Origin of the sequence: Edwardsiella tarda ATCC 15947 = NBRC 105688 (assembly GCF_003113495.2) — a bacterium.
In the GTDB taxonomy this organism is placed as follows: Bacteria; Pseudomonadota; Gammaproteobacteria; order Enterobacterales; family Enterobacteriaceae; genus Edwardsiella; species Edwardsiella tarda.
Genome location: NZ_CP084506.1, coordinates 853,032 through 872,589, shown reverse-complemented (window position 1 = coordinate 872,589; position 19,558 = coordinate 853,032). Strand labels below are relative to the sequence as shown.

General features: G+C 59.2%; 18 protein-coding genes. 8 read left to right on the top strand and 10 right to left on the bottom strand.

The window, feature by feature from the left end; translation table 11 throughout:
• Positions 1 to 12 precede the first annotated feature (12 nt).
• The 6 genes from mrdB (at position 13) to lipA (ending at position 5,815) form a co-directional block, all read left to right on the top strand.
• Complete coding sequence (gene mrdB, locus DCL27_RS04020) at positions 13 to 1,125, top strand: peptidoglycan glycosyltransferase MrdB (RefSeq protein WP_005289139.1); 1,113 nt, start codon at positions 13 to 15, stop codon at positions 1,123 to 1,125.
• 8 nt (positions 1,126 to 1,133) lie between these two features.
• Positions 1,134 to 2,303 (top strand): endolytic peptidoglycan transglycosylase RlpA, encoded by a 1,170-nt coding sequence (gene rlpA / locus DCL27_RS04015; RefSeq protein ID WP_035597450.1) that lies wholly within the window; start codon positions 1,134 to 1,136, stop codon positions 2,301 to 2,303.
• A gap of 152 nt (positions 2,304 to 2,455) precedes the next feature.
• On the top strand, positions 2,456 to 3,667 hold the full coding sequence (dacA, locus tag DCL27_RS04010) for a D-alanyl-D-alanine carboxypeptidase DacA (RefSeq protein ID WP_035597453.1): 1,212 nt from the start codon (positions 2,456 to 2,458) through the stop codon (positions 3,665 to 3,667).
• A gap of 113 nt (positions 3,668 to 3,780) precedes the next feature.
• Positions 3,781 to 4,044: a DUF493 family protein YbeD gene (ybeD, locus tag DCL27_RS04005; protein ID WP_005289148.1), complete on the top strand. Its 264-nt coding sequence runs from the start codon at positions 3,781 to 3,783 to the stop codon at positions 4,042 to 4,044.
• A 153-nt stretch (positions 4,045 to 4,197) separates the two neighbouring features.
• On the top strand, positions 4,198 to 4,857 hold the full coding sequence (gene lipB, locus DCL27_RS04000) for a lipoyl(octanoyl) transferase LipB (RefSeq protein WP_172460003.1): 660 nt from the start codon (positions 4,198 to 4,200) through the stop codon (positions 4,855 to 4,857).
• A complete protein-coding gene (lipA, locus tag DCL27_RS03995) occupies positions 4,850 to 5,815 on the top strand; it encodes a lipoyl synthase (RefSeq protein ID WP_035597455.1) in 966 nt (321 codons plus the stop codon). The genes lipB and lipA overlap by 8 nt, the downstream gene beginning before the upstream one ends.
• A gap of 301 nt (positions 5,816 to 6,116) precedes the next feature.
• Here lipA and tatE read toward each other — a convergent pair whose 3' ends face one another.
• The 3 genes from tatE to DCL27_RS03980 all read right to left on the bottom strand — a co-directional run bounded on the left by tatE (position 6,117) and on the right by DCL27_RS03980 (position 7,930).
• The gene (gene tatE, locus DCL27_RS03990) at positions 6,117 to 6,317 is read right to left on the bottom strand and encodes a twin-arginine translocase subunit TatE (protein ID WP_005295271.1); all 201 of its coding nucleotides are present in this window, start codon (positions 6,315 to 6,317) and stop codon (positions 6,117 to 6,119) included.
• Between the two features lie 210 nt (positions 6,318 to 6,527).
• A complete protein-coding gene (locus DCL27_RS03985; RefSeq protein WP_005289159.1) occupies positions 6,528 to 6,857 on the bottom strand; it encodes a hypothetical protein in 330 nt (109 codons plus the stop codon).
• A 155-nt stretch (positions 6,858 to 7,012) separates the two neighbouring features.
• Positions 7,013 to 7,930: an aldo/keto reductase gene (locus DCL27_RS03980; RefSeq protein ID WP_005295268.1), complete on the bottom strand. Its 918-nt coding sequence runs from the start codon at positions 7,928 to 7,930 to the stop codon at positions 7,013 to 7,015.
• 301 nt (positions 7,931 to 8,231) lie between these two features.
• On the opposite strand from DCL27_RS03980, the gene DCL27_RS03975 reads away from it, so the two are divergent.
• Complete coding sequence (locus DCL27_RS03975) at positions 8,232 to 9,263, top strand: HoxN/HupN/NixA family nickel/cobalt transporter (protein ID WP_035597458.1); 1,032 nt, start codon at positions 8,232 to 8,234, stop codon at positions 9,261 to 9,263.
• Positions 9,264 to 9,394: 131 nt separating this feature from the next.
• On the top strand, positions 9,395 to 10,006 hold the full coding sequence (locus DCL27_RS03970; protein WP_005289172.1) for a transglycosylase SLT domain-containing protein: 612 nt from the start codon (positions 9,395 to 9,397) through the stop codon (positions 10,004 to 10,006).
• 100 nt (positions 10,007 to 10,106) lie between these two features.
• Here the strand turns inward: DCL27_RS03970 and DCL27_RS03965 are convergent, their stop codons facing one another.
• From DCL27_RS03965 to caiT, 7 genes are all read right to left on the bottom strand, one after another.
• Positions 10,107 to 10,352: a hypothetical protein gene (locus DCL27_RS03965; RefSeq protein ID WP_035597461.1), complete on the bottom strand. Its 246-nt coding sequence runs from the start codon at positions 10,350 to 10,352 to the stop codon at positions 10,107 to 10,109.
• A gap of 17 nt (positions 10,353 to 10,369) precedes the next feature.
• Positions 10,370 to 11,914 carry a crotonobetaine/carnitine-CoA ligase gene (caiC, locus tag DCL27_RS03960; RefSeq protein ID WP_035597464.1) on the bottom strand — a complete coding sequence of 515 codons (1,545 nt, stop codon included), beginning with the start codon at positions 11,912 to 11,914 and terminating at the stop codon, positions 10,370 to 10,372.
• A gap of 636 nt (positions 11,915 to 12,550) precedes the next feature.
• Complete coding sequence (caiD, locus tag DCL27_RS03955) at positions 12,551 to 13,336, bottom strand: crotonobetainyl-CoA hydratase (protein WP_005295256.1); 786 nt, start codon at positions 13,334 to 13,336, stop codon at positions 12,551 to 12,553.
• Positions 13,337 to 13,437: 101 nt separating this feature from the next.
• Complete coding sequence (caiC, locus tag DCL27_RS03950; RefSeq protein ID WP_005289186.1) at positions 13,438 to 14,997, bottom strand: crotonobetaine/carnitine-CoA ligase; 1,560 nt, start codon at positions 14,995 to 14,997, stop codon at positions 13,438 to 13,440.
• A gap of 68 nt (positions 14,998 to 15,065) precedes the next feature.
• Positions 15,066 to 16,286, bottom strand: coding sequence for an L-carnitine CoA-transferase (gene caiB / locus DCL27_RS03945; protein WP_035597467.1), 1,221 nt, complete (start codon positions 16,284 to 16,286; stop codon positions 15,066 to 15,068).
• Positions 16,287 to 16,387: 101 nt separating this feature from the next.
• Positions 16,388 to 17,530, bottom strand: a complete 1,143-nt coding sequence (caiA, locus tag DCL27_RS03940) for a crotonobetainyl-CoA dehydrogenase (RefSeq protein WP_005289193.1) — start codon at positions 17,528 to 17,530, stop codon at positions 16,388 to 16,390.
• Positions 17,531 to 17,561: 31 nt separating this feature from the next.
• Positions 17,562 to 19,085 (bottom strand): L-carnitine/gamma-butyrobetaine antiporter, encoded by a 1,524-nt coding sequence (gene caiT, locus DCL27_RS03935; RefSeq protein WP_005295250.1) that lies wholly within the window; start codon positions 19,083 to 19,085, stop codon positions 17,562 to 17,564.
• Positions 19,086 to 19,558 lie beyond the last annotated feature (473 nt).

Sequence of the window (19,558 nt, the reverse complement as noted above, 5' to 3'; positions counted from 1 at the left end):
TACGGATTCACCATGACAGAGAATCAACAAAAGCGCTCGATCTGGGCCAAGATGCACATCGATCTGCCCTTCCTGCTCTGCATCCTGGCGGTGCTGGTCTATAGCGCCATCGTGATGTGGAGCGCCAGCGGCCAAGACATGGGCATGATGGAGCGCAAGATCGGCCAAATCGTGATGGGGTTGGTGGTCATGCTGGTCATGGCGCAGATCCCGCCGCGCGTCTATGAGCACTGGGCGCCCTACCTGTATATCTTCTGCGTCATCCTGTTGATCCTGGTGGATGCCTTCGGCCAGATCAGTAAGGGGGCGCAACGCTGGCTGGATCTTGGCTTCGTGCGCTTCCAGCCGTCGGAGATCGCCAAGATCGCCGTGCCATTGATGGTGGCCCGCTTCATCAACCGCGATGTCTGCCCCCCCTCGCTCAAGCATACCGGCATCGCCTTGATCCTGATCTTCCTGCCGACCCTGCTGGTCGCCGCTCAGCCGGACCTGGGCACCTCGATCCTGGTTGCCGCCTCCGGGTTATTTATCCTGTTCCTCGCCGGCATGAGCTGGCGCCTGATCGGCTTGGCGGTGCTCTTGGTTGCCGCCTTCATCCCGGTGCTTTGGTTCTTCCTGATGCACGACTACCAGCGTGACCGCGTGATGATGCTACTCGATCCAGAGAGCGACCCGCTGGGCGCGGGCTACCACATCATTCAATCCAAGATCGCCATCGGCTCCGGCGGATTGAGCGGCAAAGGCTGGCTGCACGGCACCCAGTCACAACTGGAGTTCCTACCGGAGCGCCACACCGACTTTATCTTCGCCGTATTGGCCGAGGAGTTGGGGCTATTCGGGGTACTGCTGTTGTTGGCGCTGTATCTGCTGATCATCATGCGCGGGCTGTATATCGCCGCCCGAGCGCAGACCACCTTCGGTCGGGTGATGGTTGGTGGTTTAATGTTGATTCTATTCGTTTATGTTTTCGTTAATATCGGGATGGTCAGTGGCATTTTACCCGTGGTTGGCGTACCTTTGCCCCTAGTCAGCTATGGTGGCTCGGCGTTGATCGTCCTGATGGCCGGGTTTGGTATCGTGATGTCGATCCATACCCATCGCAAAATGTTATCCAAAAATCTGTAGAGGTCGCGATGCGAATGGCGCACAAATCCTGGCTCAGCCTGAGCCTGGCCTGCCTGATCCTGGCGGGTTGTACCACCAACGACGACGGCGTGATCCAGGCGCCGCCGCAGCCGGCCTATAACGGGCCCGTCGTCGAGATCCCCGGCGTCGAACCGCGCTATGAACCCTACATTCCCAGCGCCAACCAGGATTACAGCCGTAACGGTCAGCGTTATACCATCGTCAAGGATCCGAGCAACTTCTCGCAGATCGGCCTGGCGGCCAGCTACGGCGAGGAGAATCGCGGTAATGTCACCGCCAGTGGTGAACAGTTCAATCCCGATGCCATGACGGCGGCGCACCCGACCCTGCCGATCCCCAGCTATGTGCGCGTCACCAACCTGGCCAACGGCCGCCGTTTGGTGGTACGCATCAACGATCGCGGTCCCTATACCCCTGGGCGTATCATCGATCTGTCGACTGCCGCCGCGAATCGTCTGAATCTGACCCAGCATACCAAGGTGCGCATCGACTTTATCGATGTGGCGCCGGACGGCACCCTCTCTGGCCCGGGCACCATCGGTACCCGTGTCGCCAAACAGAGCTATGCCCTGCCGGCTCGCCCGCAGATCGACATGACGGCGTCCCAACCCGCCGCCGCCAGCCTGTCGACCTCCTCGGCCATGCCTTCGCAAGCTCAAAGCGCCTCCCCGGCGCAGGAGCAACCGGCGGTACGTGCCATCGGTAACCCGACGCCAGCCACTCTCGCCCCCGGTCACGAAAACAGCAGCATGCCGCTCAGCGCCCCGGCCAGCCACAGCGGTGGCTTCCTCGGCGCCCCGCAGCCGCTACCTAGCGGCGTGTTAGAGGAGAGCGCCCCAGCGGCCCCAGCCACACCGGCAGCGGCCAGTACGCCATCGGCGACGAATGGCGCCAGCGCGGCAGCACCCGTTGCCCGCCACGCTGCCGCCAACGGCCATTACCTGGTGCAGGTCGGCGCGGTCAGTAGCAGCACGCGTGCCCAACAGTGGCAGCAGCAGCTCAGCCAACGCTTCGCGGTGCCGGGCAAGGTCGAGGCCAAAGGTGCGATCTTCCGCGTCCAGTTGGGGCCCTTCGCCACCCACGGCGAGGCCAGCGCGCTGCAACAACGCCTATCCCGCGAAGCCGGTCAGCAATCCTTTATCACCAGCGCGCCTTAATCTGTGCGTGGCTCGCCCCTCGTCGAGCCACGCAATACTTATACACATATTGCTTGTGTAAAAAACCATTGCCACACTATGCGTTAACGTTCCATCTGCTATAGTGTGGCTCGTTTTTCACTCTTTAATTCACGGATGTTGTAGTCCCCATCATGAAACGCAAAGCTGCTTCCTTAACCCTGAAATACGTTGCCGCCGGCAGCCTGCTGGCCGTAGCCCTCACCGGCGCGGCGCGCGCCGACGACGTCAATCTGAAGACCATGATCCCGGGCGTGCCGCAGATCGATGCCGAAGCCTATATTCTGATCGACTACAACTCCGGCAAGGTCCTGGCCGAACATAACGCCGACGAGCGGCGTAACCCGGCCTCACTGACCAAGATGATGACCAGCTACGTCATCGGCCAGGCGATGCGCGCCGGCAAGTTCGGTGAAAACGATGTGGTCACCGTCGGTAAGGATGCCTGGGCGACGGGCAACCCGGTGTTCCAAGGCTCCTCGCTGATGTTCCTGAAGCCGGGCGATCAGGTCTCCGTCGGTAATCTGATCCGCGGCATCAACCTGGTCTCCGGTAACGACGCCTGTGTCGCCATGGCCGACTACGTCGCCGGTAGCCAAGACGCCTTCGTCGGGTTGATGAACAACTACGTCAAGGCATTGGGGCTGCAAAACACCCACTTCGAGACGGTGCACGGCCTGGACGCGCCGGGTCAGTTCAGCTCCGCGCGTGACATGGCGCTGATCGGCCAAGCGTTGATCCGCGATGTGCCGCACGAATATGCCATCTATAAAGAAAAAGAGTTTACCTACAACAATATCCGTCAGATGAACCGTAACGGCCTGTTGTGGGATACCAGCATGAATGTGGACGGCATCAAAACCGGCCATACCGCCTCGGCGGGCTACAACCTGGTCGCCTCGGCGACGGAAGGCAACATGCGCCTGATCTCGGCGGTGATGGGTGGACGGACCTTTAAGGGCCGCGAGACCGAAAGCAAGAAGCTGCTCACCTGGGGCTTCCGCTTCTTCGAAACCGTCTCGCCGCTGAAGGCTGGACGTGAATTCGCCTCCGAGCCGGTCTGGTTCGGCGATACCGATCGCGCCCAGTTGGGGGTGGATAAAGACGTCTACCTGACCATCCCGCGTGGCCGGATGAAAGATCTCAAGGCCAGTTATGTGCTGAACAGCAATGAACTGGACGCCCCGCTGGCTAAAGATCAGGTGGTCGGCACCATCAACTTCCAGCTGGATGGCAAGACCATCGAACAGCGCCCCCTGGTGGTACTGAACGAGGTGCAAGAGGGCGGTTTCTTCAGCCGCATGATCGATCATATCAAGCTGCTGTTCCATCGCTGGTTTGGTTGATTTCTGTGCGCCAGGCTTGAAAATGGCGCCCACATCCCCACATACTGTATAAGTCAGACTCCCGCTACGGCGGGAGTTATCATTGGTAGAAAGTGCAATACGCTGGAGCTTAGATGAAAACCAAACTGAATGAACTGCTCGAATTCCCGTGCGAGTTTACCTATAAAGTCATGGGGCTGGCACAGCCTGAGCTGGTCGATCAGGTTGTTGAAGTGGTACAGCGCCATGCACCGGGCGACTACACCCCGCAGGTGAAGCCGAGCAGCAAGGGCAACTACCACTCGGTCTCCATTACCATCAATGCGACCCACGTCGAACAGGTCGAGACGCTGTACGAAGAGCTGGGTAATATCGAAATCGTCCGCATGGTTCTGTAATTACAGTTATTTAACCAAAATACAGCATTTGTCGCGGCCCGGTACGGCATCATCGCCTTACCGGGCCGTGCTTTTTTCCCCTATGGCACTGGTGAGTCAGGGCGACACTCGGTATAATGGCCTTACCAATTTTTTAACCTGAAGATGACGCCATTGCAACAAGAGACTCTCATACTGCGTCAACTGGGGTTGCAGCCCTATGCGCCGGTATCCCAGGCGATGCATACCTTCACCGATCGCCGTAGCACCGAGACCCCGGATGAGCTGTGGTTGGTCGAGCATCCTGCCGTGTTTACCCAAGGGCAGGCCGGTAAGGCCGAACACCTGCTCAATCCCGGCGATATCCCGGTGATCCAAAGCGATCGCGGTGGCCAGGTCACCTACCATGGGCCCGGCCAGCAGGTGATGTATGTCCTGCTCGATCTACGCCGTCATCATTGCGGCGTGCGTGAACTGGTCACGGCACTGGAGGAGAGCGTGGTGCGTACCCTGGACGAGTTAGCGATTCACGCCTACCCACGTCCCGATGCGCCCGGCGTCTATGTCGATGGTAAGAAGATCTGCTCCCTCGGCCTGCGCATTCGTAAGGGGTGTTCCTTCCATGGCTTAGCGCTGAACATCGCCATGGATCTCGCGCCCTTCCAACGTATCAACCCCTGTGGTTATGCTGGCTTGCAGATGACCCAGGTCAGTGACCTGAAGGCCGGCGCCACCCTGGCGCAGATCCAACCCCGCCTGGTACACCATTTTACCCAACTGCTCGGCTATCATCGGCTCGAGCACAGCCAGTGGAATCCGCAAGATTATGAGTAAACCAATTCAGATGGAACGCGGCATCAAATACCGCGACGCCGACAAGATGGCGCTGATCCCGGTGAAATCCGTCGCCGTTGAGCGCGAGCAACTCCTGCGTAAACCGGAATGGATGAAGATCAAGTTACCGGCCGATTCCAGCCGTATCCAGGGCATTAAGGCGGCGATGCGTAAGAATGGCCTGCACTCGGTGTGTGAGGAGGCCTCTTGCCCCAACCTGGCCGAGTGTTTTAACCACGGTACCGCCACCTTCATGATCCTCGGCGCCATCTGCACTCGCCGTTGCCCATTCTGCGACGTGGCGCATGGCCGCCCGCTGGCACCGGATGCGAACGAGCCGGAGAAACTGGCCCAGACCATCGCCGACATGGGGCTACGCTACGTGGTGATCACCTCCGTCGACCGCGACGATCTGCGTGACGGCGGTGCGCAGCACTTCGCCGATTGCATCCGTGCGATCCGCGCCAAGAGCCCGCAGATCCGCATCGAAACCTTGGTGCCGGACTTCCGTGGCCGAATGGATCGCGCCCTGGAGATCCTCAGCGATAATCCACCGGACGTGTTTAACCACAACCTGGAAAATATTCCACGCCTCTATCGTCAGGTACGTCCCGGCGCCAACTACGAGTGGTCGCTGCGTCTGCTGCAACAGTTTAAGCAGCAGCATCCCGACATCCCGACCAAGTCCGGCCTGATGGTGGGCCTGGGTGAAACCAACCAGGAGATCATCGCGGTGATGCGCGATCTGCGCGCGCACGGGGTGACCATGTTAACCCTGGGGCAATACCTGCAACCCAGCCGCCATCACCTGCCGGTGCAGCGTTACGTCAGTCCGGATGAGTTCGCCGAGATGAAAGAGGCCGCGTTGGCGATGGGCTTCACCCACGCCGCCTGTGGGCCCTTCGTACGCTCCTCCTACCACGCCGATCTTCAGGCGCAGGGCATTGAGGTTAAGTAAGCGTATCCGGCCCGCTGGCGGCGGCAAGGCACAAAAAACGCCCCAGGCGGATCGCTCTGCCTGGGGCGTCGTGTCGCCAGCGCTGGCGCGCAGGGTGTCTCCGCCCTTACCTCGCCGCGCTCAAATACGCCATGATTGAGACGGTACGCAAGCCACCCGCTCAACGACTGCATCAATAATGACAAAGGGCTGACGCCGTCAGCCCTTTGTCTTGTCTAGGTTATCGCCTAGACAAAACTGGTTACAACTTTGGGATGTTCCTTCTTCCCCGCGCCCGTCGCTCCGACGCCGGCCCTGCGGATTACTCTTTGTGCTCGACCCGCGGCGTCGCCTCGTCGTTATTGTTTTTCTTGGCCGCCGGCGTCTCGTCGTTCATCGCCTTCTTAAATCCCTTCAGTGCCGCGCCAAGATCGGAGCCTAGCGTGCGCAGCTTGTTGGTCCCAAACAGTAAGACGATCAGCACGGCAATAACCAGAAGCTTGGTAATACTAATACCTTCCATAAATACCTTCTTATGTTGTATACAGCACCGCTCAGGCGGCTGAAGAAACATCACCACAGTAAACCTGAGTTATTAACCGTAAAAATGGCTAACGGCGCAAAGCCAAGATGTAACAGAGTTAAACGGCCTAGGTCGCTAAGAATACGCCACGCCAGAGTGGCGCGACGCGAAGGACACCGAGCGCGGATGCGCCTCGGTGGGTAGAGAGGATCAAGAGTGGTTGCTATCCTGGTAATGCAGGCTCGCCAGATAGGCGTTAAAGGCCGCCGCATCCTGTGCCAGCGCCTCAATATGGCAGCCGACGATTTTAAACTGACGCAGCAAGCTATTATTCTCCGGCAACGAACCGAGGTCGACTAACTTACGGGTAAGCAGTTCATTCTGTTGCAACAACGCCGCCTCGCGCTGACGTGCCTGCGCCAACTGCATGCGCATGCCCTCACACTCCTGTTGCCAAACCTGGCGCTGCTGCTCAAAACTCACCTTCAGATCATCCAGCGCCGCCAATGAATTCCGCAGTTGTACTTCCAAGTCAGACATGACACCTTCCCCCGGACGGCGCGCACCGTCACCTCACCACGCCAATACGCTTCTCGCCTACGTCCGCCATCATAGTGAGCTTGGTGAATAAATGCGACCCTTTGCCGGAAGATCCTGCGGGAATTCAGCGAAAATCCGAATTCTCTCGCGATGTATTAGGGGAGCGGATGGCCCGCCGCCCGATAAATCTGATACCAGCTTTCCCGGCTTAAGTTCAGCGCGCATGCCTGACTGATCTGCGCCAGACGCGTCGGATTCATGCTCCCGGCGATGACCTGCATCTGCGCCGGGTGGCGTAGGATCCACGCCGTCGCCAACGTCGTCTTACTAACATTGAGTTCGGCGGCGAGGGTCGCCAGGGTCTGGTTGAGATCGGCAAAGTCGGGATGGTCGAGGAATACCCCGCTGAACATGCCGAACTGGAACGGAGACCAAACCTGGAGGGTGATGTCGTGTAGACGGCAGTAGTGCAGCACATCGCCACTACGATCGATGGCCGCCTCGCTCTCGACATTCACATTGATGCCGCTGCGCACCATGCCAGCGTGCGCGATGCCGAACTGCATCTGATTAACCCGTAATGGCTGCGGCAGAAACTTCTGCAATAACGCGATCTGTAGCGGCCCATAGTTGGAGACGCCAAAGGCGCGCACCTTCCCCTGTTCCACCAGCCGGGAAAACGCCTCGGCCACCTCTTGCGGCTCGATCAGGGTGTCGGGACGATGCAACAACAGCATATCCAGATAGCCACACTGCAAACGCTGGAGGATACCATCGACCGACGCCAAGATATGGCGATAGGAGGAGTCATAAAATCCGCTACGGATGCCGCATTTGGATTGGATAAACATCGCCTCACGGCGCGCGCCTTGTGGGCGGGCGGCTTGGGCAAAGCGGCGTTCACACTCCCCCGCCCCATAAATATCCGCATGGTCGAAGGCAGTAATCCCCAGCGCCAACGCATGATCGATCAGGTTAGCGGCCTGGCCGTCATCCAACTCCGCCAAACGCATGCAACCCAATGCAATGGCGGATACCTGAGGGCCGGCGGCACCCAATGTCAGTTGTTTCATCATTCACTCCTGTCTCTGCGGGGCAACGCCCGATGGCTGGGGAACGCGATGCAACGCGCAATAAGTGACCACTATGCCACAGTGACGGAAAGTCTGCCGATGGGGAGGTAACATTTATCGCGCAATCTGTAACAGATATATACGTTTACCTTTATGACAATTTACAAAAAAGATCATACATTTTTATCCCGTCGTCACGCGGCAGAGTGCGGCGTGGCGATCTGGGCAGACGTCAGCATGATGCTGGCGTGTCATCATCGGCCGAACAACCTGCCGGCCGCCACGGGAGGATCACCCCATCATGTACGGGATCTCAGATAAACAACGCGGGCTGGCACTGCTGGCACTCCTCATCACCCTCAATCTCGCCGCCTGGTTATGGGCCTTCATCGCCTTTCGCCACCACGCGGTGATGATGAGTGCGGCGCTACTGGCCTATGGCTTCGGCCTCCGCCACGCGGTCGATGCCGACCACATCGCCGCCATCGATGCGGTGACGCGCAAGCTGATGCAGCAGGGAAAGCGCCCGTTGGGCGTCGGTGCCTTCTTCTCACTCGGCCACTCCACCATCGTGGTGCTCGCCTGTCTGGCCATCGTACTCACCTCGCTCGCCTTCCGTGACCGTATCGACAGCCTACACCAGTACGGTGGGTTGATCGGTACCGCCGTCTCGGCCCTATTCCTGTTGGCGATGGCGCTGCTGAATCTGCAAATCCTCTTCGGCGTCTGGCGCCAATTCCGCCGCCTCACTCGCGCCAATGGGCAAGGCGGCGAGTTCGTGGCTGACCAGGCGCTGCCCGGCGGAGTGATGACGCGCCTGTTTCAACGCACCTTTCGCCTGGTAACCCAGAGTTGGCAGATGTACCTGGTCGGTTTTCTCTTCGGGCTGGGCTTCGATACCGCCACCGAAGTCGGCCTACTGGGGATCTCCGCCTCCGCCGCCACGCACGGCCTCTCACTCTGGTCGCTGATGGTCTTTCCGGCGCTGTTCACTGCGGGCATGGCGCTGATTGACTCACTGGATAACTTCGTCATGGTCGGCGCCTATGGCTGGGCCTTCTCCCACCCCATCCGTAAGCTGTACTACAACATGACCATCACCGCCGCCTCGGTAGGCGTAGCGCTGGTGATCGGCGGCTTGGAGGCGTTGGGGCTGCTCGCCGACAGCCTGCAACTTCAGGGGGGATTCTGGCAGTGGATCGGCCGACTCAACGATCAGATGGGGAACGTCGGTTTCTGGGTCATCGGCGGCTTCGTTCTGTTCTGGCTGCTGTCGTTACTCAACTACCGCTGGCGCGGCTACGACCGCATCGCAACCGCGAGCGTCGAGTAAAGTTACAATTGCTGTCGTGATCTGCCTCGCTATTAACGCTATGATCCTGCGCCGAACCGCCGCGCCTTAGCGCCGGTGGCCGGACACAAGGAGAAACGGTCGCCCCGGCGACCCGTGCGAGACACAGCCTCATGACACACACCACGCAACGTATCTATGTTATCGGCATCGGCCTGCTGCTGCTGATGGTAGCGGGCTGCTCCAGCCGTCATCACCGCCCGGCGGCCAGCTACAACCCTAACGCCTATGATGGCTTGATCCAGACGGCGGCGACTCAATACCACCTCGATCCCAAGCTAATCAAGGCGATCATTCAGGTGGAGTCCTCCTATAATCCCAACGCCGTCAGCCCCTCCAACGCCATCGGATTGATGCAACTGAAGGCCGATGGAGCCGGTTGCGATGCCTACCGCTACCAGGGTAAGCGCGGCTGTCCCGACAGCGATGACCTGTTCGATCCCGCCACCAATATTCGGCTCGGCGCCGCCTATCTCGGGGCCCTGCAAAATCAACAGCTGTACTGGATCAACGATCCCCTCACTCGCCGCTACGCCACCGAGGTCGCCTATGCCAACGGTGCCGGCGCATTGCTGCGGACCTTCTCCGCGAACCGTCAAACGGCCATCGCCATGATTAACCGCCTCAGCCCGGCCGCCTTTCACTGGCACGTACGCCAGCATCATCCGGCCGCCCAGGCGCCGCGTTACATGCAGAAGGTGGAAACGGCGTACCGCAATCTCTAATCCCCGGCGCTGACGCGCAAAAGACGCGTCGGAGCCCGACGAGATAACGCCTCATCCTATGCATGGCGACTCAATGGCGTCTTTGCCGACCCGCGCGCGCCTACTCCGCCCCGTCGGGCTCGACGCGGCACAGCGGCACGTTTTCGCGGCAATAGGGGCACCAGGTATGACAACGGCTTAACACGCTATGCAGCCGGACGCGGATGCGGCGCCCACAACGGGCGCAGGCGGTATAACGCAATGCCAGCAGCCCGTGCACCGCACTCTCAACCTCATCGGCCCCGCGGCTCCCGCGCCGCTCACCGCTGGCGCCAGATCGGGGGATAACCTCCGCTGTACCCTGCATAGCTCGCTCGACGACGGTTAGCCGCGACACAGACGCAGACGCTTCTTATCCACCTTACCGGAGCAGGTGCGCGGAAACTCGCTGACAAACTCCAATAGGGTCGGCACCTTGAAGGCGGCCAGATGGGCCGCGCAGTGCTCGATCAGCGTCTGCGCCGCCACCTCGGTGCCCGGTGTGAGCTGGACGATGGCCTTCACCGCCTGATCGCGTAGCGCATCCTCGACGCCGATCACCGCCGCCTCGCACACCGCCGGATGACGCTCCAGTACCCGCTCTACCTCGCTGGAGGCGACATTCTCGCCCGAGCGCTTGATCAGATTCACCGCCCGATCGACGAAGTAGAACCAGCCCTCCTCATCGTAGTAACCGGTATCCCCGGTGTGCAACCACCCATCCTCGCGCAACAGACGGGCAGTCGCCTGCGGATCATCATAATAGCCCTTGAACAGGGTACGGCCAGGGACGCCACGCAGGCAGATCTCGCCGATCTGATTCGGCGGCAACGGCTCTCCCCGCGCATCGACGATACGCGCCTGATACCCCATGCCTGGCCGCCCGATCGATGGGTAGCGCCGCTCACGGCCCGGCGTATCGCCGATGGCCCCGACCACCGTCTCAGTCATGCCGTACGAGTTAAATAATTGCACCCCGAAACGCCGCTCAAAGTCGCGCTTCTCCGTCAAGCTGATGTTGAGGTAGAAGAACAGATCGCGCAGGCAGTGGTGACGCTCCCAGGCGCGTACCGGCTGCAACATTAAGGTACGAACGATCAACGGAATGGCGTGACTGACGGTGGCGCGATGTAGGCAGATCTGCCGCCAGAAGCGACGGGCGCTGTACTTCTCCAACAGGATTAAAGTGCCGCCGGTCATCAGCATCGGCATCGCCGCGCTGCATTGAAAATCGATGTGGAAATTGGGCATGCAGCTCAGATAACGATCGCGCGCCGTCATCTGCCCCTGCCAGGCGGTGTAGTGGCCGCCGAACAGCAGGTTGGCGTGGGTCAGTTCGACCCCCTTCGGCGCCGAGGTGGTTCCCGAGGTAAACAGGATCTCGGCCACATCATCGCCGCCGATCGTCACCGTTTGACGCAACGTGTCCGGCTGGGCATCGCGCGCGGCGTTAAACGACTCCGCCACGTTCTGCTCGGCTCCCCAACTCAATATATGGCGCAGCATAGGGCGAAGACGATGATACAGCGGTAAAAACTCCGCCTGGCAGACCAGCAGGGAGACGCCACAACGCCGCACCAGATACTCGCACTCCTCGGCGGTATAACCGGTATTGATCGGCACGGCGATGGCCCCGATGTAGGCCAGCCCGAACCAACAGAACAGAAACTCCGGGCAGTTGCGCATCTGCAGCCCCACCCGATCGCCCTTCTCGACGCCCCGCGCCAAGAATAGGTTGGCCGTCTTGACAATCTCCACCTGCATCTGGCGGTAACTGTACTCTTGCGTCGCCCCGTCGCGATCCTCATACACCAAGGCGCATGCCTCTCCCTGTTCGCGCGCGCGCGCCTGCCACACATCCCGCAGGGTGGCGTTCCCGATCATATCCATAGTCCCTCTCGCTACCGTCATCGCCGACAGGCTATCCCCTGCAATCCACGCACCAGATCCTGCTAGCGAATATAATGCCATATGGTTTATTTATTTCTGACATTAATGATTTTTCCTACCGATAAAATTATAAACTTTGGCGTTAATCACACTCGCAAAATAAATAGCCGAGCGATGGTCGGTGGCGCGCGAATAAATACAACAGATGCTCAAAATAATTAAACAAACCAGAAACCAGAAAATAACACCCTTTATCGATCATGCCTCGAGCTACCCGACTAGGGGCAAGGAGATCAAATGGATAGCATCAACATCAAGGGGTGTGGCGCATGCAAGCCTCGCCGTTAGCGTAGCATCTCTAGCCTTTCCGACGGATAACAGCGCCGCGGGGAATCGCTGGCCAGCGATATTTCCCACGTGACACGTGGATAAGGCGAAATAAGAAGGGGAAGTTCGGCGGATCGTAAAAAATTTATTAATCGTTAAATATTTTTTTAATTAAGGCATGGAGACGGCGATGTTACGGATGCCTCACTCGCCGCCTGGCGACGTATCACGCCCATGTCGGGCGCCGCTATGCGACGCCCCGCCGCGCTAGGCTATCCCGCCGCACTGGGCGGCGGGATGTGGCCGGGATTAACGCCCCTTCCAGACCGGTGCGCGTTTTTCGGCGAAGGCCTGCGGCCCTTCCAGCGCATCCTCGGAGTGCAATACCGCCGGGTAATGCTTCAACACGCCGCTACGCGTCAGACGGTAGCCCTCTTCCACCGACAGCTCGGCGGTGGCACGGAAGATCTCCTTCAACGCCGCCAATGCCAACGGTGCGCTCTCAGCCACCTGCTGCGCCAACTCGCGCGCCGTCGCCAACAGTTGATCGCTAGGCACCACCTGATTCACGATCCCCCAACGCAGCGCCTCTTCGGCCTCCATACGGCGCCCGGTCATCATCAGCTCACAGGCGATCGCCGGCGGGAGACACTTCGGCAGGCGTAGCATGCCGCCGCTATCCGGTACGATGCCCAGCTTGGCTTCCGGCAGGGCGAAACAGGCGTTTTCGGCGCAGACGATCATATCGGCCGCCAACGCCAGCTCAAAACCGCCGCCGAAGGCATAGCCGTTCACCGCCGCGATCACCGGCTTATCCAGATCGAACAGCTCCGTCAGGCCGGCGAAACCGCCCGGGCCAAAGTCGGCGTCTGGCGCCTCACCCTCGGCTGCCGCCTTCAAATCCCAACCGGCGGAGAAGAAACGCTCGCCAGCCCCGGTGATGATAGCGACCCGCAGCGTCGGATCGTCACGAAAGGCGATAAACGCCTCGCCCATCGCCAGGCTGGTCTTGGCGTCGATGGCGTTGGCCTTGGGGCGGTTTAGCGTAATTTCCAGAATTGCGCCGTTGCGTTCTATCTGTAATGACTCGCTCATCCTCATTCTCCATTCCGATTTTAACAGGGTTATCGCACCGGCTCTCTGCCCTGGAGTCGAGGCGGGAGATCGTCTCCCGCGACACGCGACTCCGATGCGGCCTAACATAAACTTTTCTTAATCACCTTGCCCGAACAGCTGCGCGGTAGGCTGTCGCGGATCTCCAAGAAGGAGGGCACCTTAAACTTGGCCATGCGCGTCTCGCAGAAGGCGAAGAACGCCTCTTCGCTCAGCGTCTCGCCAGGGTTGAGTACGACCACCGCCTTGATCGCCTCGTCGCGCAGTGAGTCTTTCAACCCGACCACCGCCACATCCATGATCTTGGGATGGGTCGCCAGGATGTTCTCGATCTCCACACAGGACACGTTCTCGCCACAGCGTTTGATCATGTTGCAGCTGCGATCCACGAAGTAGAAAAAACCCTCGTCGTCGCAGTAGGCGTAGTCGCCGGTGCGTAGCCAGCCATCGGCGTGCAACACCCGCGCCGTCTCCTGCGGCAGGCCGTAGTACTCCTTAAACAAGGTCTTGCCAGGAATACCCCGGACCCATAGCTCGCCGGTCTCGCCGACGCCTAACGCCTGGCCTTCCGGCGCGCGGATCGCCGCCTCGTAGCCCATTCCGACCCGTCCGATGGAGGGCCAGCGCCGCTTGTCGCCGGGGCGATCACCGATCAGGCCGACGATCGTTTCCGTCATGCCATAGGAGGTCAACAGCCGCACGCCAAAGCGTTGCACGAAGGCCTCCATCTCCTGGTTAGAGAGGTTGAGGTAGAACAGCACCTCTCGCAGGCAGTGATTACGCTCCCAGGGCATCACGGGCTGCATCATCAATGTCTTGATCATCAGCGGAATACATTCGGTCAACGTCGCACGATACTTACAGACCTGCCCCCAGAAGGCGCGCGCACTGTACTTCTCCAGCAACACCAACGTTGCCCCGGCGCTGAAGGTCGCCATCGCCACGGTACATTGGCAATCGATGTGGTAGGCAGGCATCGCTGTCAGGTAAACGTCATCGGCGCGTAACGCGCACTGCCAGGCGGTGTAGTAACCGGCGAACAGCAGATTGTAGTGGGTGATCACCACCCCTTTCGGTGCCGACGTGGTACCGGAGGTAAACAGGATCTCCGCGGTATCCAGCGCGTTGAGCGCCGGGGCATGCAGCAGCTGGGGCGGCTGTTGCGCTAACAGCCTCGGGAAATCCCAGCGCCCATCGGCGGGCAGAGTCGCGCGGTCGCCGTCGATCAGCAGGATCGTCTGCAAGGGGGAGTCTGCCTCCTGACGCAAGCGCGCATAGACGGGATAGGCGGCCTGGCTGGTCACCACCAGCCGGGCATCACACTGGGCGATGATAAAGGCGCACTCATCATGTAGCAGATTGGCGTTGATCGGTACCGCCACCGCGCCGATCTTCGCCAGGCCAAACCAGCAGAAGATAAACTCGGCGCAGTTATTCAGATGTAACGCCACCCGCTGACCCGGCTCGACGCCCAGGGTGAGAAACAGGTTGGCCGTGCGGTTGATCTCATCGTTCAGCCGCGCATAGCTGTAACTGCGCGCCTCGCCGCGTAGATCTTCGACGATCAGCGCGATCTTCTGCCCATGCATCTGCGCCAGATCATCCCACGCCTGACGCAGATTTCGTTCCCCTATCATGTCCATACACTACCGCCCTTGCCCGTCACCCGCCGCCGCCCGCTTACCGCAGGCGACGACGCTCACGGCTTATCTTACTTGCTGGTCTTGGCCAGTCCCTTCTCGACCAGCGCGTCGATCGCCGCCTGGTCATAGCCGATGCTGTTCAGGATCGCCGCGGTATCCATGCCGTGATTCGGCATGCCGCGCCAGATCTGGCCGGGGTTGTTCTTGAACTTCGGCATCACGTTCGGCCCCTTGCAGGTATGACCGTCGATGGCCTGCCAGGTGGTGATGGATTCGCGCGCTACGTACTGCGGGTTACTCTCCAACTCATCCACGTTCAGCACCTTAGCGCAGGCGATCTTCAACTCGGCGAAGCGTGCTTGCACCTCGGCGATGGTGTGCTGCGCCAGCCAGGCGTCCAGCTTCTCTTCCACCAGCTCGCCATGCGGGCATTCGATGCGGTGGATCAACTGGGTACCCTCCGGGATCTCAGGGGTATCCAGCAGATGAGCCAGGCCGATGTCGCCAAACAGCTCGCGGATCTGGTTGATACCCACCAGCTCCATCACGATGTAGCCATCGCTACAACGATAGAGACCGCAACCGGCGTAGTAGGGATCTTTGCCCTTGGTCATCCGCGGGCACATCTCGCCACCGTTGAAGTAGTCCATCATGAAGTACTGGCCCATGCGCAGCATCACTTCATACATCGCCACGTCGATGCTTTCGCCGACGCCGGTCTGCTGTGCCTTGTACAGGGCGGCCAGGGCGGCGGTGGTCACCGTCATACCGGAGAAATAGTCGGCGGTATACGGGAAGGCGGGCATCGGCTGATCCTTATCGCCGTTCTGGATCAGATAACCGCTGAAGGCCTGGGCGATGGTGTTATAGGCGGCCAGGTTGGTGTACTCCGGCGAGCCATACTGGCCAAAGCCGGACAGATGAGCGATCACCAGTTTCTTGTTACGTTCCCACAGCACCTCGTCGGTGATGCCGCGGCGGGCGAAGGCCGGGCCCTTGCTGGCTTCGATGAAGATATCGGTGCTCTCCATCAGGCGCAGGAAGGCTTCACGCCCCTCGTCCTTGAAAATGTTCAGCGATAGCGCATGCAGGTTGCGGCGCGACAGCTGCGGATAGTTGGGTTGTACTCGGATGGTGTCGGCGTAGGCGACATTCTCGATCCAAATGACTTCCGCCCCCCACTCGGCAAACATTTGCCCGGCAAAGGGACCGGCGATCTCGATGCCGGAAAATACGACGCGTAGGCCAGAAAGCGGACCAAATTTGGGCATGGACAGACAGTCAGACATAGCATGATCCTTCTTTTGCAAAATCAGCGGGCCCGAGGGCGGAGCCTCCGCTCCGGGCATCATGGCGGAGAGACGGCCGCCGTGGCGGCCGTCGTTGGCGTTTAGCGATACTGTTTCAGTACCGCGCGCCCCAGAGTCAGGATCTGCATCTCATCGGAGCCGCCAGAGACGCGGTCCACACGCAGATCGCGCCAGAAGCGGGTGATGCGGTGATCGCCGGCGATCCCTACCCCACCCAGGACTTGCATCGCGCTATCCACGACTTCGAAGGACGCATTGGCGCAGAAGTACTTACACATCGCCGCATCGCCGGACGTCATCAGGCCGTTGTCGCTCTTCCATGCCGCTTCCAACAGCATGTTTTTCATCGAGTTCAACTTGATGGCCATGTGGGCGAACTTCTCTTGGATCAGCTGGAAGCGGCCGATGGTTTCACCGAACTGCACACGCTGGTTGGCGTAGCGGGCCGCATCTTCGAAGGCGCACATCGCGGTGCCGTAGTTCGTCAGGGCAACCAGGAAGCGCTCGTGGTCAAACTCCTCCTTCACGCGGTTAAAACCGTTGCCTTCGCGGCCGAACAGATCCTTCTCTTCCAGCTCGACGTTGTCGAACACCACTTCGCAGCAGCTGTCCATACGCAGACCCAGCTTCTCCAGCTTGTTGACCTTGATGCCCGGCAGGCTCATGTCGACAAACCACTCGGAATAGATGGCCTTATCCGGTGACGCGCCATCGCGCGCCATCACCACCAGGTAGGGAGTGTAGGCGCTACTGGTGATGAAGCACTTGCTACCGTTGAGGTAGACCTTGCCGTTCTTACGGGTGTAGGTAGTTTGCAGGCTACCCACGTCGGACCCCGCACCCGGCTCGGTGATCGCCGAGTTCCACATCTGCTTACCGGTACCGCGGAAGGCCATGATGCGGTCGATCTGCTCCGGAGTCCCTTCACGCAGTACGGTGTTGAAGCCGCCCGGCAGTTGATACAGCACATAGGTCGGCGCGCCCAGACGCCCCAGTTCCATCCAGACCGCGGCCAGGGTCACGAAGCCGGCGTCCAAGCCGCCCTGATCTTCCGGCAGCAGCAGTGAGTCGATGCCCATATCCGCCAAAGCCTTGACGAAACGTTCGGGATACTCGCTGTTGCGATCGCACTCGGCGAAGTAGGCTTCCCAGTTTTCCTGCGCCATCAAATCGCGAATCCCGGCAACGAACAGTTCCTGTTCGTCAGTCAGTGTAAAATCCATGTGTCAGACCTCTTGGTTGGCAGTTAACGGTTTAATATTTCCAGTACGTGGACTTGGCATCTTTCAAGAAAGATATTGTTATCAATATGTTGACAAAGAACAGCGGGCAACCGCCGGCGATAATCGCCGTCTGAATCGGCTTCAGTCCGCCCAGTGCCAGCAGGATGATGCCGATGATGCCGACCAGCACCGACCAGCCCACACGTACCCAAATCGGGGGTTCTTGATAGCCACTGGCCTCTTTACAGGTCGACATAGCCAGGGTGTAGGAGCAGGCGTTGATCAGCGTTACGGTGGCGATGAAGCAGAGGATGAAGAACGCCCACATCGTCGCCGTACTCATCGGCAGCGCGGCCCAGGTCTCGATGATGGCGCGCGCTACCCCGTGCGACTCGATGGTCTTCGGCAGATCGATCACGCTGTTGTTCATCAGCGACAGGGTGTTACTCCCCAGGATGGTCCACAGCAACCAGGTGGAGGCGGTCAGGCCACCCACCATCCCCAGGCACAGCTGGCGCACGGTACGTCCCTTGGAGATACGGGCCAGGAAGATACACATCTGAATGCCGTAGACGATCCACCATGCCCAGTAGAACACGGTCCAGGCCTGTGGGAAGCCGCTCTTACCGACGGCGTCGGTGTAGAACAGCATGCGGCCGACGTTCATCAGCAGCACCCCGATAGAATCGGTGAAGTAGTTCACGGTGAAGCTGGTCGCACCGATGATCAACACCCATGCCAGGATGATGATGCTCAGGTAGTTACGCACATCACTGGCGACCTTGACCCCCTTCTGCAGACCGAAGGCGACGCACACGGCGTTAAACACGATCCAGCAGCAGATGATCAACGCATCCAGTTCCAGCGTATGCGGCACACCGAACAGATACTGGATACACTCGGTCACCAACGGCGTCGCCAGACCCAGGCTGGTCCCCATCGCCAGGATCAGCGCCACCAGGTACAGGTTATCCACTACGACGCCGAACAGGCCGTTACAACGCTTCTCTCCCATCAGGGCGACCAGGGTGCCGCTGGGGCGTACCACACTGATCTTACGGACAAACAAGAAGTAACCGAAGGCCACCGCCAGGAAGCTGTAGGTCGCCCATGGCAACGGTCCCCAGTGGAACAGACTATAGGCCAAGCCCATCTCTTTAGCGGCGTTGGAGAACGGCGTCAGGCCGAAGGGCGGCGTGGCGACGTAGTAATAGATCTCGATGGAGCCCCAGAACAATACCGCCGCCGATGTACAGGAGGCGAACATCATGAAGATCCAGCTGACAGTGCTGAACTCCGGCGCCTCATCCCCCAGGCGACGCTGGGCAAAGGGCCCAAAGATCAGCCAAAACCATCCCCCCAACATCACCACCATGTACCATTCGAATGCCCAACCCCATGTGTAGGTGATGTAATTAAATACCGAGTTAATCACCGCATTGGAGGCATCCAGGTCACGAATAGTGAGATAACAAAGTAACGCGACAATAATCAGTGAAGGGAAAAAGACTTTCGGCTCTATCCCTGTTTTCCGTTTGCTATTTTCTGTCTGCATTTGCGTTTCTTCCCCTCATAGCAAGGCCTGGCCCGCCATGACCACGTTAAGTGTAAAGGTTCTGAATAAGCCACGTTAGCGCAGATATAACTCGGCGTAGCGCGACATGAGTCTCTCTATTATTTGAGATAAAAAAGCAATTGATTACCAAATTACCAATATTACATTTCTCAACGCAGCTTATCCTGCGCGGTAAGCGAGAGCGAATGATTAATGTGTGATTATAATGAAATTGGACCGTTCAATAATCTGTGATCTTAATCAAATTATTTCTCTGGTTGCTCGCCACGCCTGATGTTCACCACAGAATAGAGCGAGGCGATGATTGAAATAACTTAATTAAAAATAACTAGTTACGTGAAAATCGGAGGTGATGAACGTAATGCAAACGCAATGTAACACCTTCAATATTGGTGATCTAGGTATTATTTTGGCATTTTGAATCATGGTATTTCTATTGGCGTCAGAATGAT

Coding starts and splice junctions, on each gene's coding strand:
- mrdB (WP_005289139.1), top strand. CDS start 13: ATGACAGAGAATCAACAAAAGCGCTCGATCTGGGCCAAGATGCACATC.
- rlpA (WP_035597450.1), top strand. CDS start 1,134: ATGCGAATGGCGCACAAATCCTGGCTCAGCCTGAGCCTGGCCTGCCTG.
- dacA (WP_035597453.1), top strand. CDS start 2,456: ATGAAACGCAAAGCTGCTTCCTTAACCCTGAAATACGTTGCCGCCGGC.
- ybeD (WP_005289148.1), top strand. CDS start 3,781: ATGAAAACCAAACTGAATGAACTGCTCGAATTCCCGTGCGAGTTTACC.
- lipA (WP_035597455.1), top strand. CDS start 4,850: ATGAGTAAACCAATTCAGATGGAACGCGGCATCAAATACCGCGACGCC.
- tatE (WP_005295271.1), bottom strand. CDS start 6,317: ATGGAAGGTATTAGTATTACCAAGCTTCTGGTTATTGCCGTGCTGATC.
- DCL27_RS03985 (WP_005289159.1), bottom strand. CDS start 6,857: ATGTCTGACTTGGAAGTACAACTGCGGAATTCATTGGCGGCGCTGGAT.
- DCL27_RS03980 (WP_005295268.1), bottom strand. CDS start 7,930: ATGAAACAACTGACATTGGGTGCCGCCGGCCCTCAGGTATCCGCCATT.
- DCL27_RS03975 (WP_035597458.1), top strand. CDS start 8,232: ATGTACGGGATCTCAGATAAACAACGCGGGCTGGCACTGCTGGCACTC.
- DCL27_RS03970 (WP_005289172.1), top strand. CDS start 9,395: ATGACACACACCACGCAACGTATCTATGTTATCGGCATCGGCCTGCTG.
- DCL27_RS03965 (WP_035597461.1), bottom strand. CDS start 10,352: ATGCAGGGTACAGCGGAGGTTATCCCCCGATCTGGCGCCAGCGGTGAG.
- caiC (WP_035597464.1), bottom strand. CDS start 11,914: ATGGATATGATCGGGAACGCCACCCTGCGGGATGTGTGGCAGGCGCGC.
- caiD (WP_005295256.1), bottom strand. CDS start 13,336: ATGAGCGAGTCATTACAGATAGAACGCAACGGCGCAATTCTGGAAATT.
- caiC (WP_005289186.1), bottom strand. CDS start 14,997: ATGGACATGATAGGGGAACGAAATCTGCGTCAGGCGTGGGATGATCTG.
- caiB (WP_035597467.1), bottom strand. CDS start 16,286: ATGTCTGACTGTCTGTCCATGCCCAAATTTGGTCCGCTTTCTGGCCTA.
- caiA (WP_005289193.1), bottom strand. CDS start 17,530: ATGGATTTTACACTGACTGACGAACAGGAACTGTTCGTTGCCGGGATT.
- caiT (WP_005295250.1), bottom strand. CDS start 19,085: ATGCAGACAGAAAATAGCAAACGGAAAACAGGGATAGAGCCGAAAGTC.